Consider the following 19,063-nt stretch of genomic DNA (forward strand, 5'->3'; position numbering starts at 1 on the left):
CAACCGAGTAAGCGCAGCACCGTGCTCGCCAGCCCGAGCTTCACATGAAGTCCGCGATCCCGCTTTGTTTGTTTTTGTCATTCTCGAAGATCGATTCCAAAGAACGCTCAAGAATACGAAGTCGCTGTTTGGTGTACTCCCGACAGCCGAACCGGTCGGCGACGGCGATGGCGGTGTCCATGTATTTGTTGACCGATCCCTCGTGAACAGTCAGGTTCACCCGGCCGCCACACTCCCGGCAGTCACCAGACAGCGGCATCCGGCGGTAGCTCTCCCCGCAGTCGAGACACCGAGTTTCCTGCCGGGAGAAAGCCCGGAGGTTACCGATCAGATCGGGCAGGAAATGGTACTCGATGACGCGTTCGGCCACGTCAGTTTCGTCAACTGCCCGGAGTTTGCGCGCCAACTCCAGTTGGGCGTCCATCTTGTCCATCATCGAATCCAGCGTCTTGTACGCTGAGAGACTCGGCCCCATGTGGATGTTCGTTGTCGAGTGGGTGTGTTCGAAGCCGTGGTACTGCTCGGTCGTATCGAGAGTATCCTCGCCGGTTGTGATGTCGACGCTCTCGGGGTCGGCCATCTCACGGGTCGCCTCGTAGAATTCCTGGGGGTACGTCGAGACGATATCCATGTTGTGGGCCTCGTCGTCGATCTCGGTTGGATCGACACGTGAAGACATGACCAGTGGGGCGTCCATCCGGCCGCCGCGTTTGTCCGGGAGAAATTGTCGGCTAAAGTTCAAAAGGCCGTCCATCAGCAGCATTACGCAGTCCTCGTCGCCGTCACACTGCGATTCTAACGTGTCATTTACCACAAGTGTATGGGTGTCTTCGACCGTCAGGCAGTAAGTGTACTCCTCTTCCGACTCGGCATACTCGATACTGGCCACGGAATCAACAAGGAAGTCGCCGTTCCCGCCATCGAACACACGTCGTTTCCGGTGCGAGATAGCCTCGACTTGTTGCTGGAGTTGTGTCTCCTTTCGCGTGAGGTGGAAGCCGACCGTCTCGGCAAACGCCACGGCATCGTGTGAACTTATTCGGAGTTTGTAACTCTGTGCCGCCAACGACAAGTCATCACTGTCGTAGAATTCCGGGAACTGTTCGGCAAGTTGTACTGGTTTGGTGGTCGTCACTCTGCCTGCGATGTTGAGACGCGTAAGCAACGCCAGTACGTCCTGTTTGAGCTCCGGACTGACTGTCGTCGCTGACACGGTGAGGCTGTCCGCAACGATGCTTCCATCGCCACTGAAGTAGCCTCGGAGATAGGCCGCGATAATCGGTTTGGGTGCGTTGAAAAGACACTGTGGTACGCGCTTTGTCTCCGCGAAGATGCCCGCGTCTAACACCGTATCGAAGAACGTCCGCGGCAACCACCCCGAGACGGTGATTTTCGCGTCGTTTTCGCGGTACGGCTCGACACCGAACTCACGTTCGAACACATCGATGTAGAATTCACGTGCTTCTGTCTCTGTCCCGCAGATCGTCGTCTGATGGATCACTCCTTTCGGTGTCTCTTGTTCGCGGGCGAACCCCTCGGCAGCGTAGTACCCCAGCAGCGTCGCTACGTCCTCGGTGAGTTCCACTATCCGATTCATTTCAGCGGAATCGCGTTTCATCCCCAGCGTCACGTCGTCGGGGACAAAGTCGAGAACAGCCTCAACTGAGTCGCACAGTTCCAGAAGGATATGTGCCGGAACACTCCCACGATAGAGGTAGTTACTCAGCGTTTTGTGCGACATCTCGAAATACTCGGCCGTGTGCTTCAGCGGGTAGAACTGTCCGTCCCACTCGGCGGCCAGTTTCGCCTCGAACAGGTCGTAGAGCGTGTCCTTCTCGATGCCTTTGATCATCAACCGCTCGTTGTCGACAGTATCGGCTCGGATGAACTCCGCTAACAGATCGAACCGCTGTGGCTCCGCGGACGGCTGCACGGTATCGAGATGCTCGGGTGTGATGAGCGAATCCGCCGTCGTGAGTTCGTTGGCCCGCTTCGTTCGTCGTTCGCCGTCCTCGAAGACCTGCATCTCGTGATCCGGTGTCACGGTGAGTTCTCGCCCACTCCGGGTTTCGATCTCAACCATGTGATCGGGCGCGGGATGCTTCGAGAGTGCCTCGACCGGCTTCGTCACGATCGCTCCGTCATCGTCGATACTGGGCACCGAAACCGCGCCGTCGATCTCCTCGATTAGCGTTCCGAAGTCGTCCTCGCGGGGATCATCTAAGCGGTCTTCAACAACCGCCCGGATCGTTTCGTGGTGCCACTCGCCAGCCTCGTCCTCGAGCCAGAGTTTCGTGTCTGGGTGGAAACAGTTCCGGCGTTTCGCGGCATGAAAGTACGGATGTGCGTAGCCGACGGCGGCACTCGTAAATCCGATCACACGGCCGACAACTGCGGCACTCGTGTGGGGTGCCATCCCGAAGACGAGTTCGCCGACGAGGTCGTCGCGCTCGTCGATATCGTAGAACGCCGGCAGCCCGTAGAACCGCTCCAAAAGGTCGTCAACGAAGTCGGCCGTCTTGATCATGTGTTCGGCCGCGCCATCGGAAAGGACGATGTCCTGTACCTTGAGTTCGACCACCTGATCGTCGTGACGCAGCGGGTCGCCGTCGATGTCAGTCTCGTAGCCGAGTCCGCGGAAGTGGTCGGCCGTTACGTCCAACTCCTCAGGTTTGACCGCCGTGACCGGGAGGTCGGTCATGTCGTAGCGGACGGTGCCGTCTTTAAATGAGGAGACACCGTGTTTCGCTCTGAGGATCCCCTTCTCCATCGGTTCGGGCGTCTTGTTCGCCGACGACAACCCCTTGACGCCTTTCAGGATCTGAAAGTTGCCTTCGCGTTCGTTGATCTCGTCGAGGGCGTCGTGATACTCGGCGTTGAGATCGACGGTTTCCCAGCCGGCGGCGTCAACCTCGCGGCCACAGCTCGGGCATTCGACCCGGCCGGCCTCGTCGGGCTCGCAGACGATCTCGCAGTCCTCACACTCATAGTGGGGATCGGTGTGGCTGCCGCAGTCCGGACACTGCAGTTTGAACGTCGCAGCGTCGCAGTCGGGACACCGCCGCTGGCCGATCTGCATGTCGTGGACGCCGCGGCGACCCTGCTCGTCCATCGTCGTCGCAGCCTTGGCGACATCGCGCTGATTGCCGCCGGCTTCGGTGATCGGGAACAGCGTGTGGACGGCCGGCGAGAGGTCACGTTTTTCGGATTTCTCGGGGCGGCCCATCCGCGCGCCGATCCGGGTCGGTGCACGCTCCCGGATCTCGAAGGGCGCAACCTCGTTGACAGCGCTGATCGCGTTGTCGCCGCCGTCGAACTCCCGAGCCGCCGCTGAGAGCTCGTCCCACGGTTTCGTCAGGTCGTCGTCGAGGCCGAGCGACAGCGCGAGCGGTTTCCAGTCCTCGATTTCCAGTGTTTCTCCGCGCTGATGGTGGCCGACGAGCAGCGTTTCCAGCGTCTCCCGAACCGACCCAGTGCGGTCGACGACGAGGTGGCCATCCTCGGTTTCGGCATCGGCGACCGCCGCAGCCAACGCTTCGAAATCGGTGACTGAGATATCGTGCCAGAGGTAGGTGTATTTCGGGTGCAGTGGGCAGTCGTACTCGGTCGCCCACTCTATAGCTTCGCCGGCTGAGGGGTTCTCAAGATCGACCCGGGGGTCGTCGTCAAGGGCCTGCACGTCCGCGCCGGCGTCGTCGAACTCCTGCACCCACCATTCGGGCGCGTACGCGGCGGGCGCGAGCGGGTGGTTGTTCTCGACGAACTCGCCGTAGTTGACGAGGTATTCGCCGAGATCGAGGATCTTCTCGACGCCGTTGCGGAGTTCGAGTGCCTCCTCGGGGTCGTCGATCCGCCGGACCTCGCCGGTCGCCAGCCGGACGGTCGGTCCCTCGATGGAGTCGACAGGGATGATGCCGGCGGCCTTGCCCGGTCGTTCGGTTTTGATTTGGGTACCCGTCGCCAGGAAATCGTCGATGATGTGCATCGTCGCCGGGTGGACGCCCGCGGTCGCAAAGCCGAGGTTTCGCGCCCGGCCGTAGCGAAGTCGGAACCCACCGGCCTCGGAGGGGTGGCCGAAAACGGGCCGGCCGGCGATTAGATCGAGCAGATACTTCGATTTCGGTTCGACGCGCGGCGGGCCGGTGGGGGCATCGGCTGCGGGGTCGTCAGCGTCGCCATCGGCGTCGTCGGCGTCGCTGTCGTCGGCAGCATCCTCGTCGCCGTCACTGCCGTCATCGTCGGAATCGGCTGCGTCGTCGCTGTCTTTCCCGATGGTGCCGTCGATCAGGTCTTGCAGCCACGGCCACTCAACTTCATCGAGTTGGCGGGTGTAGCGTTGGATCTTCGGGGCCTTGAGTGCGATTCCCTCGGCGGCGACCAGACACATCCCGCCACGCGCGGAGTTGGTGTCGACGCGGTCGAGATCGCGGTAGCCAGAGACCTCCTCGTCGCCGGTCGCCTCGCCGTCGAGCATGATCGGCATGTTGGTGGCGATAAACCGGCTCTCCTTGTCCTTCGGCGAGTACTGAAGACCGGTCTCCTTGTCGTAGAGGTTGATCTCTTCGACGTAGCGTTCGATCTCGTCGTCTCGGCCCTTGTATTCGGCGAGGCCGAGGATGCTCCGGGTGTAGTCGGCGACCAGCACCGAGAGGGCCTGAGCGGTGCCACCCGCAGAGCGGATCGGCCCGGCGTAGTAGACGTTGACGAACTCGGTGCCGTCGTCGTTTTCCAGCAGTTCGACGCGGTCGATTCCCTCAATCGGCGCGGCGACGACACCCTCAGTGAGGAGGGCGACGGCGGTTCTGACCGCGCCTTCGATCTTGCCGGCTTTGCCTTCGTAGTCGCCGACCCGCCCCTCCGCGAAGTCCTTTGCGAGTTCGAGGGCGGCCTCCTCGCGGGACATCTCGCCTTCGAGTTCGCGGACGCGAGCGGCGACATCGGGTATCCCGAGGATGTTCTCGACGCGATCAGCCATGTCTTGAGCGATGGGGATCTCGACTTCGGGTTCGGGATCTTTACCTTGGCCCTTGGCGCGTTCGGCGACCGTCATCGCCTCGTCGAGACCTGCCTCAAGGCGGTCGAAATACTGCTCGTCTTCGGGCCGCATCGGTGTGCGATTGGATTCGCCGGCCTCGCGAGTCTCGGCGGCGGCGTCGGCCGCGTCGCTCTCAGGAGCGTCGCTGTCGCCGTTTCCGTCCGGATCGCTCGTTTCGCTCACAGCCAGAGATCCAGCGCCGTGGTGTCGTCGTATTCGCGCGTCAGCGGTTCCTCGAAGGCCCGAAAGTAGAGTTCGCCCGCGAAGACTGTCGCCGTGTTGATGTGGCCGGCGAGAGCCTGTCCGCTTCGACGGGAGAGCACAGCATGCGTGTGGGCGAACAGCTCGCCGTCGAGTAGGCTGACATTGCCAACGCAGGCGGCGACCTCCAGCGGTTCCTCGAAGTCGACCGACTGGTACTCGCCGTCGTCCTGATCGTAAAACCAGACTTCGGCGTCTTCGACCGAGCCGATCGCCGAAAACCAGCCGGCCTCGGCGTCGACCTCGCTGGCGAGCGATTCGATCTCAGCCCGCCAGTCCGCCCCGGTTTCGAGTCGAGCGACGTACTCGCCGGTGACGGTGACCTCGCGGTAGTTCATGGAACCATCATCGGTACTGGAGGGCAAAAAGGTTCAGTTGTCGATGGTGACCGCCACCACCCACGGCGGCGGCGGCAACCAACGAACAGAGCACGTCATGTTTGCACGTACCACGATACAGAACTGATCTACCGCTGCGCCACGAGGAGGCACACACATGCCCACCGCAGAGAACGATCCGGACGACAACGAAGCGGCTGGCGATGAGGAAATGACCAACGACAGCGATGAGCAAACAACCATCCGCACCGGCCGCAACTTCGAGCAGACCTACCGGCTGTCGACCGCCGAGGCCGGCGAGTTTCTGATCGCGGTCGGCGAACAGCTCCGCGATAGCGACGAGATCACGATCACCGACGAGGAGTGGGAACTTCCCTTTGCCTTCGGTGAGCCGGTCGAAGTCGAAGTCGATTTTGAGGGGATGGACGATCCCGAACTCGAACTGGAGATCGAGCTCCCCGGGCGGCCGGACGACACCGCCCCACAGGTCGAGTAAGCGAGCACCGACACGAGCGGCTACTCCCAGCGAAACCCGCGGCTGTCGGGCGGCGACAGGGGGCTCGTCGGCAACGCATCCCCGACCGCCGGCTCGTTGTAGGCTCGCGGGGCGATATCGTTGGGGCCATCAGGGTAGAACAGCGACGCCAGCAGTTGGAGCTGTCCGCGGCCGACACCGAGTTCAAACTGCCCGCCGCCGTAGCAGCGAATCCCCTGTTCCTCACAGTAGGTCAGTGTTTCAAGGAGTGATTCGAGGCTCCCGAACCGCGAGGGTTTGATGTTGAGCCAGTCGGGTTCCCACGGCAGTGAGCGCACGTCAGCGAGGCTCTCGATCGGTTCGTCCCACGAGACCCGGCTCCGGACGGCGTCGTCCTCGAACAGCGGCCGCGTCTCCGCTGTCAGCGCGGGATCCTCGATGATCGCCTCCGGAAACCCCTCGATGATCCGCTCGTAAAGGTCGGGATCGGCCGGCGAGTCGACATCAGTACCCTCGTAGTGGCCTTTGAGATCGAGGATCCGGACGCGGTCGGTGTCGGCCAGCGTTGCAACGAGGCCGTCATCCCACGCCTGGGTCGGATCGAGTTTGAACTCGACGTCGGGTACCCGTTCGCGGAGCGCGTCGATCCGCTCGGTCGTCGGGGGGTCGCCGAGCCGCATGCTCGTGACAAACCGCACCGGCTCGCGGCGACGATCAAGCAGCGTCGGGAGATCGGTCTCGTTTTGTCGCAACGCAAGATCGAGGGCGGCCGATTCGAGCGCCCACTGTCGGTAGTGTCGGGAGACCGGTCGCTCCGGCGGCGAGGGAAACAGTGACGCGTCGGCGACTCGCTCCGAAAACTCAGCAAGGGTGTAGTCGCCGGTGAGATCAGGTAAGCCCGCAGCCGCGAGTTCGTCGTGGGCATCGGCCTCGTAGACCACATCCTCGCCGCGACCCGTCTCGCCGTCGCCCGACAGGACGATCCCGGTTGTCACCCGGGTGAACTGTGAGGTCTCGCGTTCGTGTCGCTCGGTCGACACCGACGTGATCGACACCGGCAGATCGAGGAGCTCGGCGACTGTCATACCACCAGTTGGCGAGCCACCAGCAAACGGTTTGGGGTCGTTGCCTGCAGACATCCGCACTCAGCAGAACGAACCACGACGAAACGGGGAGAAACAGCGAGCCACTATCGGTCAACGCCGGTGCGGGCAGCGACGCGCTGTTCGACGTACAGCCGCGCCCACTGCTCGAAGTGCCGTTTGAGCCGACCAAGTAGGCCGTCGGCGTCGGTGGGCGGCTCGACAGTCGATAGCGAATCCTCACGAGCCTGTGCGTCAGAATCAAGCTGCCCATTATCGACACTCATCGTGGGAAAATGTAGCACGGAGTTGTTCATAAATGTTGCTGTAGAACACGCCCGGCAGCAACTATTGCTCATGATTAGTGACGTGATTTTGACGAACGGCAAAGCATTTACTACCGAATCATAAAAGGCGCTGCACTTGCAATGAGCTCGCCCTCGTCATCGGCGCGCGCACAGCGGACGTTTCTGGAGTATCAGTACCTCTTCGTGTTTCTCGCCCCGCTGGTGTTCGTCATCGGGGTGATCCTCGCCGCGCCGCTGCCGGCGGCCGCCGGGGAGGGCTACTGGCTGGAGTTTTGGTGGCTGTTCCCGGTGTTTCTGCTCGGTGCCACCATCGTCAACACGGTGGGGATCAGCGGCTCGGCATTGTTCGTGCCGTTTTTGATCTTCCTGTACCCCATATTGGCGGTGCGGCTCTCCCCTGAGACACTGACCCAGCCACCGCTGTCGCCGGAGACGATCGTCAAGGTCGGCCTGATCAGCGAGTCCTTCGGGCTCTCAAGTTCCGCCTTAGCGTTTATCCAACACGGGTTGGTCGATCGGCGGCTGGCTGTCGCCCTCGTTGGCGGGTCGATCCCGTTCGTTGTCGGCGGCGCGCTGCTGTCGTTTGTGATCCCCGAACCAGTCTTCCAGCTGCTGTTGGGGATCGCGTTGCTGGCGGCATCGGTACTGCTGTTTAAGGCCGATCTGGGCCACGATGAGCCAGGCGAGGCTGACGCCGGGGCAACAGGCGTTGAAGCCGACGGCGGTGCCGCCCTGCCGGATGATGACGCGAAACCGGGATCGGCCGGTGTCGAAACCGACGACGACGGCGTCGTCACCCGCGTCGATCGCGGCGGCTCGGATTATAACTACGACCGCGGCGGCTATCTCGAACGGTTTGCCAACTACAGTATCGGCGGCGTCTTCCAGGGGCTGGCCGGCTTCGGGATCGGCGAGCTAGGAATCATCTCGATGCTGCGAACCTCGGTGCCCGTCCGGATCGCCATCGGCACCAATCACATCGTCGTCGCCATGACCGCTGTCTTGGCCTCGCTGGTGCACGTCTTCGGCGGCGGACTGGTCGGCGGCCACGCGATCGATCTCGCGTCGACGCCGTGGAACATGGTCATCTGGACGGTGCCGGCGACGGTCACCGGCGGGCAGATCGCCCCGTATATTTCCTCAACGCTTGACACCCAGATTCTCAAGCAGGCCGTTGGGGTGCTGTTTGCGATCATTGCGACCGCGCTGTTCGTGATGGCCACCGGCGGCCTGCTGTGAGCGTGTCGCCGGCGCGAAGTGATTAATAACCGCTCGGAGGAGAGGGCATCTCGCTGTCGCGGGTGCAATCACGTATCGCCCGGGCAGAGCCGCGCTTATTCAGCCGCGACTTGCACGACCTGCTTGCCGATATTATCGCCAGCAAAGAGCCCAAGGAACGCCTCGGGTGCATTCGAAAGCCCCTCCACAATACTCTCTCGATGCGTGAGCTTCCCGGCGGCGACCCACTCGCTGAGCTGTTCGGTCGCCACCTCAAAGCGGGTGGCAAAGTCACCGACAAGCAGCCCCTGTACCGTTGCTCGCGGGGCGATCAACTGGGGCAGCTTTCGCGGCCCCGTCGGCACCGACTCAGCGTTGTAATGAGCAATCTGACCACAGACAGCGACAGTTGCATCCAGATTCAACTGCGTGAAGACCGCATCCGTGATCGGGCCGCCAACGTTGTCATAGTAGACATCCACGCCATCTGGGGCGGCGTCCGCTAAGGCAGCCTGATAGTCGTCGGTGGTCTTGTAGTTGATCGCAGCGTCGAAGCCGAGATCCTCAGTCAGCCAGCGTGTTTTCTCATCAGTGCCAGCAAAGCCGACGACGTGACACCCATTCAGCTTCGCAATCTGGCCGACCACAGAGCCGACTGCCCCAGCAGCCCCTGAGACGACGACCGTGTCACCGGGCGCCGGATCGCCGACCTCAAGCAGGCCGAAATACGCCGTCCGGCCTGGCATCCCCAGGATACCAAGGTAGGCTTCAGGTGGTGCCACAGACGGATCAACTGGGGCGACATCAGCAGCAGCAAGGAGACTGTACTCTCCCCATGTGCCTTGGCCTGTGACGAGATCGCCGATGTCGTAGGCATCACTTTCAGTTTCGACAACCTCACCGACGATGCCACCTTCGAGTGGCTCACCGACGGCCCACGGCTCTGCGTAGGATTCTTGCTCGCTCATCCGACCTCGCATGTAGGGGTCAACTGAGAGATAGCGGGTTTCGACGAGGAGTTCCCCATCAGTTGGCGCGTCAGTGTCGGTCTCGCGGAGTTCAAAACAATCAAGATCAGGTTCACCGGCCGGCCGCTGGGCGAGAACCCACTGGCGGTTTGCGTACATTCACGTTTTCATCGCGGCGGCGGGCGGAATAGGCTTGTTAAACACACACCAAACAAGGCAGTAGTTTATTTGCGGTTGGAGTGGCGCTGCCGTTGAAAACGCAAATCACGGGACGACTTAGCCATACACAACGAGAACGGTCAGAGTTCTATTCACCCTGAACAGCAGATTCGCGAGCTCCAGCAATTTTGTATCGCGGCATATCATTTATTCAAACGATTTCACAGTCACCGCTCACGAGCATGCAGTCTGTGGAAACACAGCGAAAACAGCCGAAATGCGGCGTTAGAACGGAGCCTGCGGGCCTTCGTCGTTGTCGTCGCCACCTTCACCGGGGAAGGAGGGACTCATCCCCTCGGTTTCGCCCATATCCGGCTCGGCACCTTGTCCGGTGTTGGCGTGTACCTCGTTGATTTCGGGGATCTCCTTGACCATCCGGCTTTTGATCGCCTGGATCGTCATCGGCGAGATGCCACAGCCGGAACAGGCACCGCCGAGTTGGATCTCAACCTCGCCGGTCTCAGCGTCGAGGCGCTGGATCGCGGCGTTGCCGCCGTGCATCTGAATCTGCGGGAAGTTGCGCCGCAGGAAGTTCACCACGCGGTCTTGGAGGTCAGAATCGGACGCTGCGGAATCGGTACTCATACCGACTGATTACATAGCAACGGGCTTAGGCCTTTGGTTCAGGTGGAGCGAGGCGTGTGATCACACCGCTTCCGTCCGCCATCACTGTTCGCGGTTCTCACGTCACGACCACGATGTTCGCCGTCCCCACGTCACGATAACAACTCGACCAACAGCTTACTCGGTCAACTCGAAGAGTTGGTGGAGCTCAGTTTCGATCTCCTCGGTGTAGCGATCCAGCGTCTCCTCGAAGGTTTCGCGGTCGACAACGACACCCGTCAGCCGGTCGTACGGATCGTCCGGCAACGCGACGGTAAACCCGTCGTCGGGGTCGTATATCGGCTCGCTTTCGTTGAGCACCTGTTGATCGATGCCGTGGATCAGCGTCGAGTCGTAGGCTTCGTTCATCGTGTTGAATGCGTTCTTGTAGGCCCGCTGGAGCTGTGGAAAGTAGTGTTCGTACTTGTCTTCGAACTTCTCGGGATCGAACTCGACCATTGGCTGGTAGTTCGGAAGGAGGCCAAAAAGCAGGGCGATTCGCCGCGATAAATTGTATAGCGCGATATCAAATGCGATTCGGTAGCGACCGATCGCCGAAGTACCGGCTGTGTCGTGATCTACTCCTCCGCCAACACCGCTTGAAAGTCCTCGACGCCCTCAGTCCACCAAGAAAATGCCTGTTCAGCTACGCATCGCTACGTGGCTGTCGAAATCGACAACTCGGAGCCAAGTCGAACGGCGAATCAGAACTGTTGCCACGGCGTCGGCGAGGAGAGCCGACCACGAATCCGAAGTTCACGGCCGTCGTCGGCCGTTCGGGTGTCGACGACGGTCTCAAATGGATCAAGCAGCGTGTGAATCGTCTGTTCGTCGTGCATCGTTTCGTTGATCACCGCGATCGTTGGCCACTGTTCGTTTTGGGTCTGGCCGAGCAACACCCGGGTGAACTGGTAGATCCGGTCGGCCTCCCAGTACATCAGGAGTTGGGACAGCGAGTGCAGCCCGACTGTCAGGTCGTCGTCGGCCATCGCCTCGGTCAGCTGTGTGAACTTCACGCCCAGATCGGTGAGGTTCTTCGGCGAGGAGATGTATTTCGTCAGTTCCGTGTCCTCGACATCCGATCCCTGCTCGCGGCTGACACAGTCGACAACGCCGATCGTATCGCCGTCGTGGCCGGTGAGTGTCTCATAATCCTCGCGGACGGTCGGAGCGTCATGGCCGGTCGATAACACGAGCGCGCGATCGGCGCGCGCGCCAAAAATCCGATGCATGAGCTCGTATTTCCCGCTCATCGGCGGCCCGGCAATGATGATACTCGGCGTATCGGTGAGCCGGTCAGCCAAGGGGAGTTCGGTTACGGACATTGGATCGGACGGAGCCGCCGACAAGCCGGGCGACGCGGCGCGTAGTGAGGAGTCGATTCGGAGAACCCGCCGTTCGGCAGGGTGTGGAGAGTGTCCCCCCCGAGAAGCGAAGCGAGTCGGTGACAGACGGCGGGGACGCTCATAGATAGATACGTCTCACAGTGGCAAATAAACATTGGCCTCAAATTCTCACAGGTGAAACCAGTCCGCTACTCGGCGGTGGCGACGTTGGGGTCAACCCACACAACGAATCGGTCGTCGTCTTTGACAATGCCGTGGACGTTTTCGTCGTCGGCGGTCGTCGTCTCGTCGACCTCGTCGGGGGTGACATCGGTGACCTGATAGACTTCATCGACGATCCACGCGACGGTCGCCTGGTCGTCCATGGCATCGGGATCGAAGACGATGATCCGTTCGCGGGCCCCGCCTTCCTCGATATCGAAGATCGTCTTCGGGTTGATAATCGAGGTTGTCCGCCCTCGAAGATCCATGACGCCCTCGACGTGTGGCGGCGAGTTCGGGATACGGGTGAGATCACCGGCATCAACGATCTCGTCGATCACCCCGATATCAAGACAGTACGTCTCGTCGCTGAGCCCGAACTCCAGCACTTTGGTTGCCTCGCCCGTGGCGGCGTCAGCATCGGCGGGTTGGGCTTCACTCTCGGACATGTGCGTTATTGACGGGGTACCGGTAGTTAACTCTGTCCAATAACGTATCAATCACCCGGAGAGAGCCGGTGGGTTTATTCTTGCCCTTTTTGTAGTACCTACAACAATGTGGGGCGAGACCCGACGCAGGCCGCTGGGCGAAGCCGCCGTATCCGGTGTCACCGACAAGCCGCCCCGCCGGCTGTGGGCCGGAGGTGACAGCGGTGCGTAAGCCACGGACGGTCGTCGTCGACGACTCCCGGTTTATGCGTGGACTGATCTCCGACCTCCTCGATGAGGCCGGGGTACCCGTTGTCGGCGAGGCCAAAGACGGCGTTGAGGCCATTGAGGTCATCGCCGAGGAGGATCCGGATGCGGTGACGATGGATCTGGAGATGCCCCGAATGAACGGCATCGAGGCCGTCGAGCGTATCATGGACGAGCACCCGACACCGGTGCTCATGCTGAGTGCCCACACCGAGGACGGCGCGGAGGTCACTTTCGAGGCCCTCGAAAAGGGCGCGGTGGATTTCTTCTCGAAACCCGGCGGCGAGGTGTCGATGGGCGTCTCCCAACACGCCGACCAACTCGTGGCGACGCTGCGATCGGTCGCCGACGCCGACCTCACACAGGCCAGCCGGCAGGCCGCTGAGACCCAGCGCCAGCCGGCGAGTCCGGGTGCTGGCGGCGCGGCGACCACGGGGATCGAGGCCTTCGACGACCAACGCACCGTCGTCATCGGCTCCTCAACCGGCGGCCCCGACGCCGTCGAACAGGTGATGAGCGAGTTGCCGGGCGGCGACTGTCGGGTGATTATCGTCCAACACATGCCGGAGGCGTTCACCGAGCGGTTCGCCGACCGCCTCGATAACGCCTCTCGGTACACCGTCCGAGAAGCAACCGATGGCGCGCGGATCGGTGCCGGCGAGGCTGTCGTCGCCCGCGGCGGGAGCCATCTCGGGATCACAGGCTACAGCAACGGGCGGATCCGCGTCGAGTTGATCGAGGAGGATCGCGGCCACTCGGTGCGACCCGCCGTCGACGAGACGATGACATCGGTCGCCGCACAGATCGACGATCCGCTCACCGGGGTCATCCTCACTGGGATGGGCTCGGATGGCGCCGAGGGCATCTGTGCGATGCAGCGGGCTGGCGCGACGACGATCGCCCAAAACGAGGAGAGCTGTGTGATCTACGGGATGCCGAAACGCGCGATCGAGGCGGGCTGTATCGATGAGGTTTGCCATATCGATGACATTGCGACAACAATCAGGGAGCTGGTACAATGAGTGACGCACACCGCAAGGCCTTCGTGGCTGAAAGCGAGGAAGGTATCACCGAGCTTAACAACGCGCTGCTGGATCTGGAGTCCGACCCCGACGACGACGAGGCGATGGACTCGATCTTCCGGATCGCGCACACGCTGAAAGGAAATGCCTCAGCGATGGGGTATGAGTCGGTCAGTGAACTGGCCCACGAGATGGAAGATCTGCTCGATGAAGTCCGAGAGGGCAATATCGATGTCGATATCGAGCTGATGGATCTGCTCTTCGACTCCGTCGACTATCTCGATGCGATGGTCAGTGATATCGCCGAGGACGGCGAGACGGATATCGACGCCAGCGGCGTCGAAGCCGATCTCAGAGAGAAGATGGAGACCGGCAGCGTCAGCGACGGAGACGGCGGGGGTGAGAGCGGGACGACGGCACCCGACGACACAGCCGATGAACCCGACGACGCGGCCAGCGACGACACGACCGCGGAACCAGCCGATGACACGGCCGCGGAGACAGTTGACGACGACGGTGACGACACCGCCGACGAAACAGCCACCGAGGCGGCCGAGCAACCGACGGCTGATACCGGTGGCGACGAGACCGAAACGATCGGCATCGACGACCTCCCAGACGAGATCGCCGACGCCGAGTTGGAGACAAGCGAGGCGGTCTACCGGGCGGAGATCGGCCTCGGCGACACCGAGATGCCGGGCGTCGAGGCGATCTTCATCATGCAGGAGATCGAGGACGCCTACGACCGGCTCGGCACCGATCCGGCCCAGGATACGATTGAGGACGGCGACTTCGATGAGACCTTTGACGTCTTCGTTGTCGACATCTCGGCCAGCGAGATCGAAGGGATTCTCGGCGAGTTGGGCAAGGTAGAGTTTGCCTCCGTCAGCCCGGTGACGCCGAACGTTGATGATCCGATGACTGTCGCCGAGGCGGTCGAATCAGCCGGCGGAGCAGGCGACGCCGAGAGTGAGCCGACTGCAGAATCGGGCGACGCCGACGCAGACCCTGAGACAGCAGCCGACGACGAGAGCGACACCGCCGAACGCGACGACACCAGCAGCGATGCTGACAGCAAGACCGACGACAGCAGTGACAGCAGCGACGACAGCGGGGGTGGACGATCCACCCCCGATTCGGGCGGTCGCTCCGGGCCGGGCAGTTCCGGTTCCGACGACGCCGACATCCAGTCGGTGCGAGTCGATGTCAACCAACTCGACGAACTCTACAATCTCGTCGAACAGCTTGTGACGAGTCGGATCAAGCTGCGGCGGGAGATGGAGCGAGAGGGCATCGACTCCGACAATCTCGACGAACTCGATAAGATCACCGGCAACCTCCAGGATACGGCGATGGACATGCGGCTGATCCCGCTGTCGAAGATCGTCGACACCTTCCCGCGGCTGGTGCGGGATGTGGCCCGCGAGACGGGCAAACAGGTGAACTTCACCGTCACCGGCGAGGACATCGAGCTCGACCGCACCATCCTCACCGAGATCCGCGATCCCCTGATCCACGTGCTGCGCAACGCCGTCGACCACGGGGTCGAGCCACCGGAGGAACGCGAAAAGAAGGGCAAAGATCCGACCGGCAACGTCTCGCTGACGGCGACCCGCGACCGCGATCACGTCAACATCGAGGTTTCAGACGACGGCGCGGGGCTCGATCCGGAGATGCTCAAGGAGAAAGCCATCGAGAAAGGCGTCAAAACCGAAAGCGAACTCGAACGGATGGAGGAATCAGAGATCTATGATCTCGTCTTCCATCCGGGCTTCTCGACGGCCGAGGAGGTCACCGACGTGAGCGGCCGCGGCGTCGGGATGGATGTCGTCCACAACACCGTCAAACAGCTGGATGGGACGGTCAACGTCGAAAGCGAACTCGGCGAGGGAACGACCGTCACCCTCCGGCTGCCGGTGACCGTGGCGATCGTGAAAGTGATGTTCGTCGAGGTCGGCGGCACCGAGTACGGCATTCCCGTGAAAAATATCGCCGAGGTCACCCGTGCGGACGATATCCGGACGACCAAAGGCGACGAGATCATCAACCACGACGACGAGATCTATCCGATCCTCCGGCTCAGCGAGGCCCTCGACGAACCGAGCAGCGTCAACGGCGACGGGATGCTGTTGCGGATTCGGGAAGAACACCGCAAAGTCGCCCTGCATTGTGACAAGGTGATCGATCAAGAGGAGGTCGTCGTCAAACCGCTTGAGGGCGTCCTCAGCGGGATCCCCGGGCTCAGCGGGACGGCCGTGCTGGGTGATGGTGATGTGGTTGCTGTCCTCGATGTGGTGACACTATGAGACAGTTCGAAGACGAAGGCTTTGGCCGGGTGATCCGGCATATTCAGGATGAGGTCGAGTTCGAGCCGGAGTACTACAACCCGGACTATCTCGACCGGCGGATCACCGCTCGGATGCGACGCCAAGAGGTCGAGGAGTATGACGACTACCTTGAGATACTGCAGTCGGACAGCCGCGAGAAGGAGGCGTTGATGGACTCGCTGACGATCAACGTCACCAACTTCTTCCGCAACCAAGAGATGTGGGAGGCCCTCCGGCCGGTGTTGCGCGATCTGACCGACGAACATCGCCGGGTGCGAGTCTGGAGCGCGCCGTGTGCCGACGGCCGAGAACCGTACTCGGTGTCGATGCTGTCCCGTGATGACCGAAAGATCGACGACAGCCGGCTCACCATCGTCGGCACCGACATCAGCGACGAGGCGCTCGAAAACGCCCGGGCGGGTACCTACGAGACAACCCGGACGACCGATATCGGCGAGGAGCTCAGCCTGCTTGACGATCCGGAGAAATACGTCAATGTCGAGGACAACACGTTCACCGTCAAACCGGAGATCCGTGATTCGATCCAGTTCGAACGCCATGACCTGATCCAAGATGGGCCACGACGAAACTGTGATCTGGTCTTCTGTCGGAACCTCTTGATCTACATCGACAGCGAGTTCAAGATCCCGATCTTCAACACCCTGACCGACTCGATGCAGGATGGCAGCTATCTCGTCATCGGGATGACCGAAACCATCCCACAGGAGTTGCGGGATGAGTTCGAGCCGGTCAACAAGCGCTGCCGCATCTATCAGTACACACCCTAGTGCCAATGTCGTTGTACGATCTCGCACGATCCGGTGATGTCGACGGGCTCGAAGAGATGCTGCTGGAAAGCGACAGCCCAGCGGTGCGGAAACGCGCCTGCGAGCTCCTCGGCGAGATCGCCACCAAAGAGGATATGGATGCCATCGAGACGCTCGTCTCGGTTGCGGTCACCGACGAGTCTAGCGCAGTCAAGGCCGCCGCCGTCGACGGCCTCGATGAGATCGGCGCGGAGGCTGTCGAACAGCTGCTGGTCGAGATCACTGGCGAAAAGATCGACGAGGGTGCGGACTGGGCGGTCGCCAAGCGGTTCGCCAAGGCGCTCTCCTCAAACATCCCCGAGTTGCGGATGGCGGCAGCCTCCGCGCTCGGCAAGCTCGGCGACGAATCCGGCATCAACTCGCTGAAGAGCGCGCTCTCGGATGAGGATCCGCGTGTCAGACAGCGGGTCTGTATGGCCCTCGGCGAGATCAACCATCCCTCAGCGGTGCCGGCGTTGATCGATCGGCTCTCCGATCCCAACGGCCAGGTGCGTCATGAGGCGGCGATCGCGCTGTCGGCGATCGGCACCGACCAGGCTCTTGGCGCGCTGAAAAACATGATGGACGCCGACAACACGGCGATCCGGCGAATTGCGGCCTCAGCGCTGGGGGAGGCCGGCACCGCCGACGTGGTCGAGCCGCTGGCGGCGGCGTTGAACGACCCCGACGAAGGGGTGCGAAGCGCGGCGATCTACTCGATTATCGAGTTGCTGTCGAACGTTGATACCCAAAAGAGCCACTCGATCCGCGAGCGGATCGTCACCGAACTCCAGGATGCCGACGACGCAACTGTCGAACCGATCGTCGAGATCCTCGAAGAGAGCAGTCAGCAACGCCAACGCCGTAATGCCGCGTGGTTCCTCGGGCGGGTCGTCGACGAACCAAACCGGAAAACCGTCGACGTACTCGTCGATGCGCTGGAAAGCGATGACACCCAAACCGCCCAGTTTGCGGCGACCAGCCTCGCGGAGATGGGCGGGGAGTTGGTTGAAGACGAATTGCTGGAGCTGGTCGAAAGTGATGCCCCAGACGACGCCCGTGCACAGGGCGTGTTCATTCTCGGGAAGGTTGGCGGCGAGCGATCCCGCGATGTGGTCGAAAATCTTACTGAGGATGATAGTAAACAGGTTCGCAAGCGGGCATTCTCGGCCATTTCAAAACTCAAAGGTCGATAGTGATATTACAGAGGGGCGAGACAGTACAACAACATGTATCGATCGACACCCCATGTGGGGCGGTGAGTTCCTATGAGTGAGGGTGAGTACAAGATCGCGGATACGAAAGGCCGGTTCGCCATGGCGGTCAAGGATGGGCGACAGCTCAACAGCGTCGACTGGTCACAGGGCCGGATCCTGCTGTCGAACCGCCGTCTCATCCTTGCCGGCAACGACGGCAAGCGGACGATCGCCCTCTCAGATATCACCGGCTTGTCGGGCCGACAGGATGCCAGTCAGTCGATCGCGGCGGCCTCGAACTATCTGGCACTCAAACTCGGTGAGGATGTCATGCTGGTGTCGGCCGCCGACCACGAGGAGTTCAAGACAGCGTTTTTCAAAGCGGTACTCGATGAGAATATTGTCAAGGCCAAACACCCGGCTGTCGAGGGTGGTGTCGTCCAGGATACTTCCTGGGAGAAAGCCCGCCTGAAAGTCGAGGAAGATGCGATCGCCACCGCGCTTCAAAGCGGGAAATTTGTCGAACTCGAATTAGAGGAGATCAGCGAGATCAACACCGAACAACGGACAATGGGTGGCGAGGAGCGAACCGTGATTCAGGTCTCCCACGTCGAAGGGCAAACCTCCGTCGAGACCCACATCACGGGGCCGCAACGAACCTGTGTCTTTGTCCAGTCGTTCCTCAAGGAGGGCGAACGCCGCAGTGAGGCCAACGTCGATCTCGCACCCTCGGAAAAAGAGGTGCTGATGGCGCTGTACTCCGGAGTCTCACCGTTCGAGATCCCGGCGTTCATCGGCCAGGACGTCGACAATGTCGAAGAAACCTTCGAGAAGCTCATCGAACTCGATATCGTCGATGAGGTGCGAACCCGCCACGAGGTCACGCTCAACTCGCGTGGCCGCAACATCGCCAGCGAGGCGATGAACGAGCAGTAAGCACCTAGATATTCTGAAGAATAGGCC

General features: G+C 61.5%; 17 protein-coding genes. 8 read left to right on the forward strand and 9 right to left on the reverse strand.

What is annotated here, in order from left to right; genetic code table 11:
• Window positions 1–40 precede the first annotated feature (40 nt).
• Both polC and DM826_RS11895 read right to left on the reverse strand, forming a co-directional pair.
• Entirely contained in the window at window positions 41–5,107 is a 5,067-nt protein-coding gene (polC, locus tag DM826_RS11890; protein WP_120103815.1) for a DNA polymerase II large subunit, read from the reverse strand.
• Between the two features lie 107 nt (window positions 5,108–5,214).
• Window positions 5,215–5,634, reverse strand: coding sequence for a PPC domain-containing DNA-binding protein (locus DM826_RS11895; RefSeq protein ID WP_120103637.1), 420 nt, complete (start codon window positions 5,632–5,634; stop codon window positions 5,215–5,217).
• On the opposite strand from DM826_RS11895, the gene DM826_RS13310 reads away from it, so the two are divergent.
• Together DM826_RS13310 and DM826_RS11900 are read left to right on the forward strand one after the other, a co-directional pair.
• Window positions 5,633–5,761 carry a hypothetical protein gene (locus DM826_RS13310; RefSeq protein ID WP_267899986.1) on the forward strand — a complete coding sequence of 43 codons (129 nt, stop codon included), beginning with the start codon at window positions 5,633–5,635 and terminating at the stop codon, window positions 5,759–5,761. The genes DM826_RS11895 and DM826_RS13310 overlap by 2 nt on opposite strands.
• Before the next feature lie 84 nt (window positions 5,762–5,845).
• Window positions 5,846–6,130: an amphi-Trp domain-containing protein gene (locus DM826_RS11900; RefSeq protein WP_120103816.1), complete on the forward strand. Its 285-nt coding sequence runs from the start codon at window positions 5,846–5,848 to the stop codon at window positions 6,128–6,130.
• Between the two features lie 20 nt (window positions 6,131–6,150).
• Here DM826_RS11900 and DM826_RS11905 read toward each other — a convergent pair whose 3' ends face one another.
• A complete protein-coding gene (locus DM826_RS11905; protein WP_120103638.1) occupies window positions 6,151–7,194 on the reverse strand; it encodes an enolase-like domain-containing protein in 1,044 nt (347 codons plus the stop codon).
• A 104-nt stretch (window positions 7,195–7,298) separates the two neighbouring features.
• Window positions 7,299–7,478 carry a hypothetical protein gene (locus DM826_RS11910; protein WP_120103639.1) on the reverse strand — a complete coding sequence of 60 codons (180 nt, stop codon included), beginning with the start codon at window positions 7,476–7,478 and terminating at the stop codon, window positions 7,299–7,301.
• 141 nt (window positions 7,479–7,619) lie between these two features.
• Here DM826_RS11910 and DM826_RS11915 point away from each other — a divergent pair, with 141 nt between their 5' ends.
• Window positions 7,620–8,738 (forward strand): sulfite exporter TauE/SafE family protein, encoded by a 1,119-nt coding sequence (locus tag DM826_RS11915; RefSeq protein ID WP_120103640.1) that lies wholly within the window; start codon window positions 7,620–7,622, stop codon window positions 8,736–8,738.
• Between the two features lie 95 nt (window positions 8,739–8,833).
• Here DM826_RS11915 and DM826_RS11920 read toward each other — a convergent pair whose 3' ends face one another.
• The 5 genes from DM826_RS11920 to DM826_RS11940 all read right to left on the reverse strand — a co-directional run bounded on the left by DM826_RS11920 (window position 8,834) and on the right by DM826_RS11940 (window position 12,503).
• Window positions 8,834–9,844 carry an NADP-dependent oxidoreductase gene (locus tag DM826_RS11920; RefSeq protein WP_120103641.1) on the reverse strand — a complete coding sequence of 337 codons (1,011 nt, stop codon included), beginning with the start codon at window positions 9,842–9,844 and terminating at the stop codon, window positions 8,834–8,836.
• A 285-nt stretch (window positions 9,845–10,129) separates the two neighbouring features.
• The gene (locus tag DM826_RS11925) at window positions 10,130–10,489 is read right to left on the reverse strand and encodes a NifU family protein (protein ID WP_120103642.1); all 360 of its coding nucleotides are present in this window, start codon (window positions 10,487–10,489) and stop codon (window positions 10,130–10,132) included.
• A 156-nt stretch (window positions 10,490–10,645) separates the two neighbouring features.
• Window positions 10,646–10,966 (reverse strand): DUF5783 family protein, encoded by a 321-nt coding sequence (locus tag DM826_RS11930; protein WP_120103643.1) that lies wholly within the window; start codon window positions 10,964–10,966, stop codon window positions 10,646–10,648.
• 245 nt (window positions 10,967–11,211) lie between these two features.
• A complete protein-coding gene (locus DM826_RS11935) occupies window positions 11,212–11,832 on the reverse strand; it encodes a DUF7504 family protein (protein WP_120103644.1) in 621 nt (206 codons plus the stop codon).
• Between the two features lie 209 nt (window positions 11,833–12,041).
• Window positions 12,042–12,503, reverse strand: a complete 462-nt coding sequence (locus tag DM826_RS11940; RefSeq protein WP_120103645.1) for a chemotaxis protein CheW — start codon at window positions 12,501–12,503, stop codon at window positions 12,042–12,044.
• A 245-nt stretch (window positions 12,504–12,748) separates the two neighbouring features.
• Between DM826_RS11940 and cheB the strand changes: the two genes are divergently transcribed.
• The 5 genes from cheB to DM826_RS11965 all read left to right on the forward strand — a co-directional run bounded on the left by cheB (window position 12,749) and on the right by DM826_RS11965 (window position 19,036).
• Entirely contained in the window at window positions 12,749–13,771 is a 1,023-nt protein-coding gene (gene cheB / locus DM826_RS11945) for a chemotaxis-specific protein-glutamate methyltransferase CheB (protein WP_165853315.1), read from the forward strand.
• Window positions 13,768–16,077: a chemotaxis protein CheA gene (locus tag DM826_RS11950; RefSeq protein ID WP_120103647.1), complete on the forward strand. Its 2,310-nt coding sequence runs from the start codon at window positions 13,768–13,770 to the stop codon at window positions 16,075–16,077. The genes cheB and DM826_RS11950 overlap by 4 nt, the downstream gene beginning before the upstream one ends.
• Window positions 16,074–16,886, forward strand: a complete 813-nt coding sequence (locus tag DM826_RS11955) for a CheR family methyltransferase (RefSeq protein WP_120103648.1) — start codon at window positions 16,074–16,076, stop codon at window positions 16,884–16,886. The genes DM826_RS11950 and DM826_RS11955 overlap by 4 nt, the downstream gene beginning before the upstream one ends.
• A gap of 5 nt (window positions 16,887–16,891) precedes the next feature.
• Complete coding sequence (locus DM826_RS11960) at window positions 16,892–18,100, forward strand: HEAT repeat domain-containing protein (RefSeq protein ID WP_120103649.1); 1,209 nt, start codon at window positions 16,892–16,894, stop codon at window positions 18,098–18,100.
• A 72-nt stretch (window positions 18,101–18,172) separates the two neighbouring features.
• Window positions 18,173–19,036, forward strand: coding sequence for a CheF family chemotaxis protein (locus DM826_RS11965; protein WP_120103650.1), 864 nt, complete (start codon window positions 18,173–18,175; stop codon window positions 19,034–19,036).
• Window positions 19,037–19,063: the final 27 nt, after the last annotated feature.

It is taken from the genome of Halonotius aquaticus (assembly GCF_003605575.1).
GTDB classification, from domain to species: domain Archaea; phylum Halobacteriota; class Halobacteria; order Halobacteriales; family Haloferacaceae; genus Halonotius; species Halonotius aquaticus.

Excerpts from the sequence above, each read along its gene's own strand:
- DM826_RS11955 (WP_120103648.1), top strand. The coding sequence starts at position 16,074 with ATGAGACAGTTCGAAGACGAAGGCTTTGGCCGGGTGATCCGGCATATT.
- DM826_RS11920 (WP_120103641.1), bottom strand. The coding sequence starts at position 9,844 with ATGTACGCAAACCGCCAGTGGGTTCTCGCCCAGCGGCCGGCCGGTGAA.
- DM826_RS11935 (WP_120103644.1), bottom strand. The coding sequence starts at position 11,832 with ATGTCCGTAACCGAACTCCCCTTGGCTGACCGGCTCACCGATACGCCG.
- DM826_RS11960 (WP_120103649.1), top strand. The coding sequence starts at position 16,892 with ATGTCGTTGTACGATCTCGCACGATCCGGTGATGTCGACGGGCTCGAA.
- DM826_RS11915 (WP_120103640.1), top strand. The coding sequence starts at position 7,620 with ATGAGCTCGCCCTCGTCATCGGCGCGCGCACAGCGGACGTTTCTGGAG.
- polC (WP_120103815.1), bottom strand. The coding sequence starts at position 5,107 with ATGCGGCCCGAAGACGAGCAGTATTTCGACCGCCTTGAGGCAGGTCTC.
- DM826_RS11895 (WP_120103637.1), bottom strand. The coding sequence starts at position 5,634 with ATGAACTACCGCGAGGTCACCGTCACCGGCGAGTACGTCGCTCGACTC.
- DM826_RS11900 (WP_120103816.1), top strand. The coding sequence starts at position 5,846 with ATGACCAACGACAGCGATGAGCAAACAACCATCCGCACCGGCCGCAAC.
- DM826_RS11950 (WP_120103647.1), top strand. The coding sequence starts at position 13,768 with ATGAGTGACGCACACCGCAAGGCCTTCGTGGCTGAAAGCGAGGAAGGT.
- DM826_RS11940 (WP_120103645.1), bottom strand. The coding sequence starts at position 12,503 with ATGTCCGAGAGTGAAGCCCAACCCGCCGATGCTGACGCCGCCACGGGC.
- DM826_RS11910 (WP_120103639.1), bottom strand. The coding sequence starts at position 7,478 with ATGAGTGTCGATAATGGGCAGCTTGATTCTGACGCACAGGCTCGTGAG.
- DM826_RS11930 (WP_120103643.1), bottom strand. The coding sequence starts at position 10,966 with ATGGTCGAGTTCGATCCCGAGAAGTTCGAAGACAAGTACGAACACTAC.
- DM826_RS11965 (WP_120103650.1), top strand. The coding sequence starts at position 18,173 with ATGAGTGAGGGTGAGTACAAGATCGCGGATACGAAAGGCCGGTTCGCC.
- DM826_RS11925 (WP_120103642.1), bottom strand. The coding sequence starts at position 10,489 with ATGAGTACCGATTCCGCAGCGTCCGATTCTGACCTCCAAGACCGCGTG.
- cheB (WP_165853315.1), top strand. The coding sequence starts at position 12,749 with ATGCGTGGACTGATCTCCGACCTCCTCGATGAGGCCGGGGTACCCGTT.
- DM826_RS13310 (WP_267899986.1), top strand. The coding sequence starts at position 5,633 with ATGGAACCATCATCGGTACTGGAGGGCAAAAAGGTTCAGTTGTCGATG.
- DM826_RS11905 (WP_120103638.1), bottom strand. The coding sequence starts at position 7,194 with ATGACAGTCGCCGAGCTCCTCGATCTGCCGGTGTCGATCACGTCGGTG.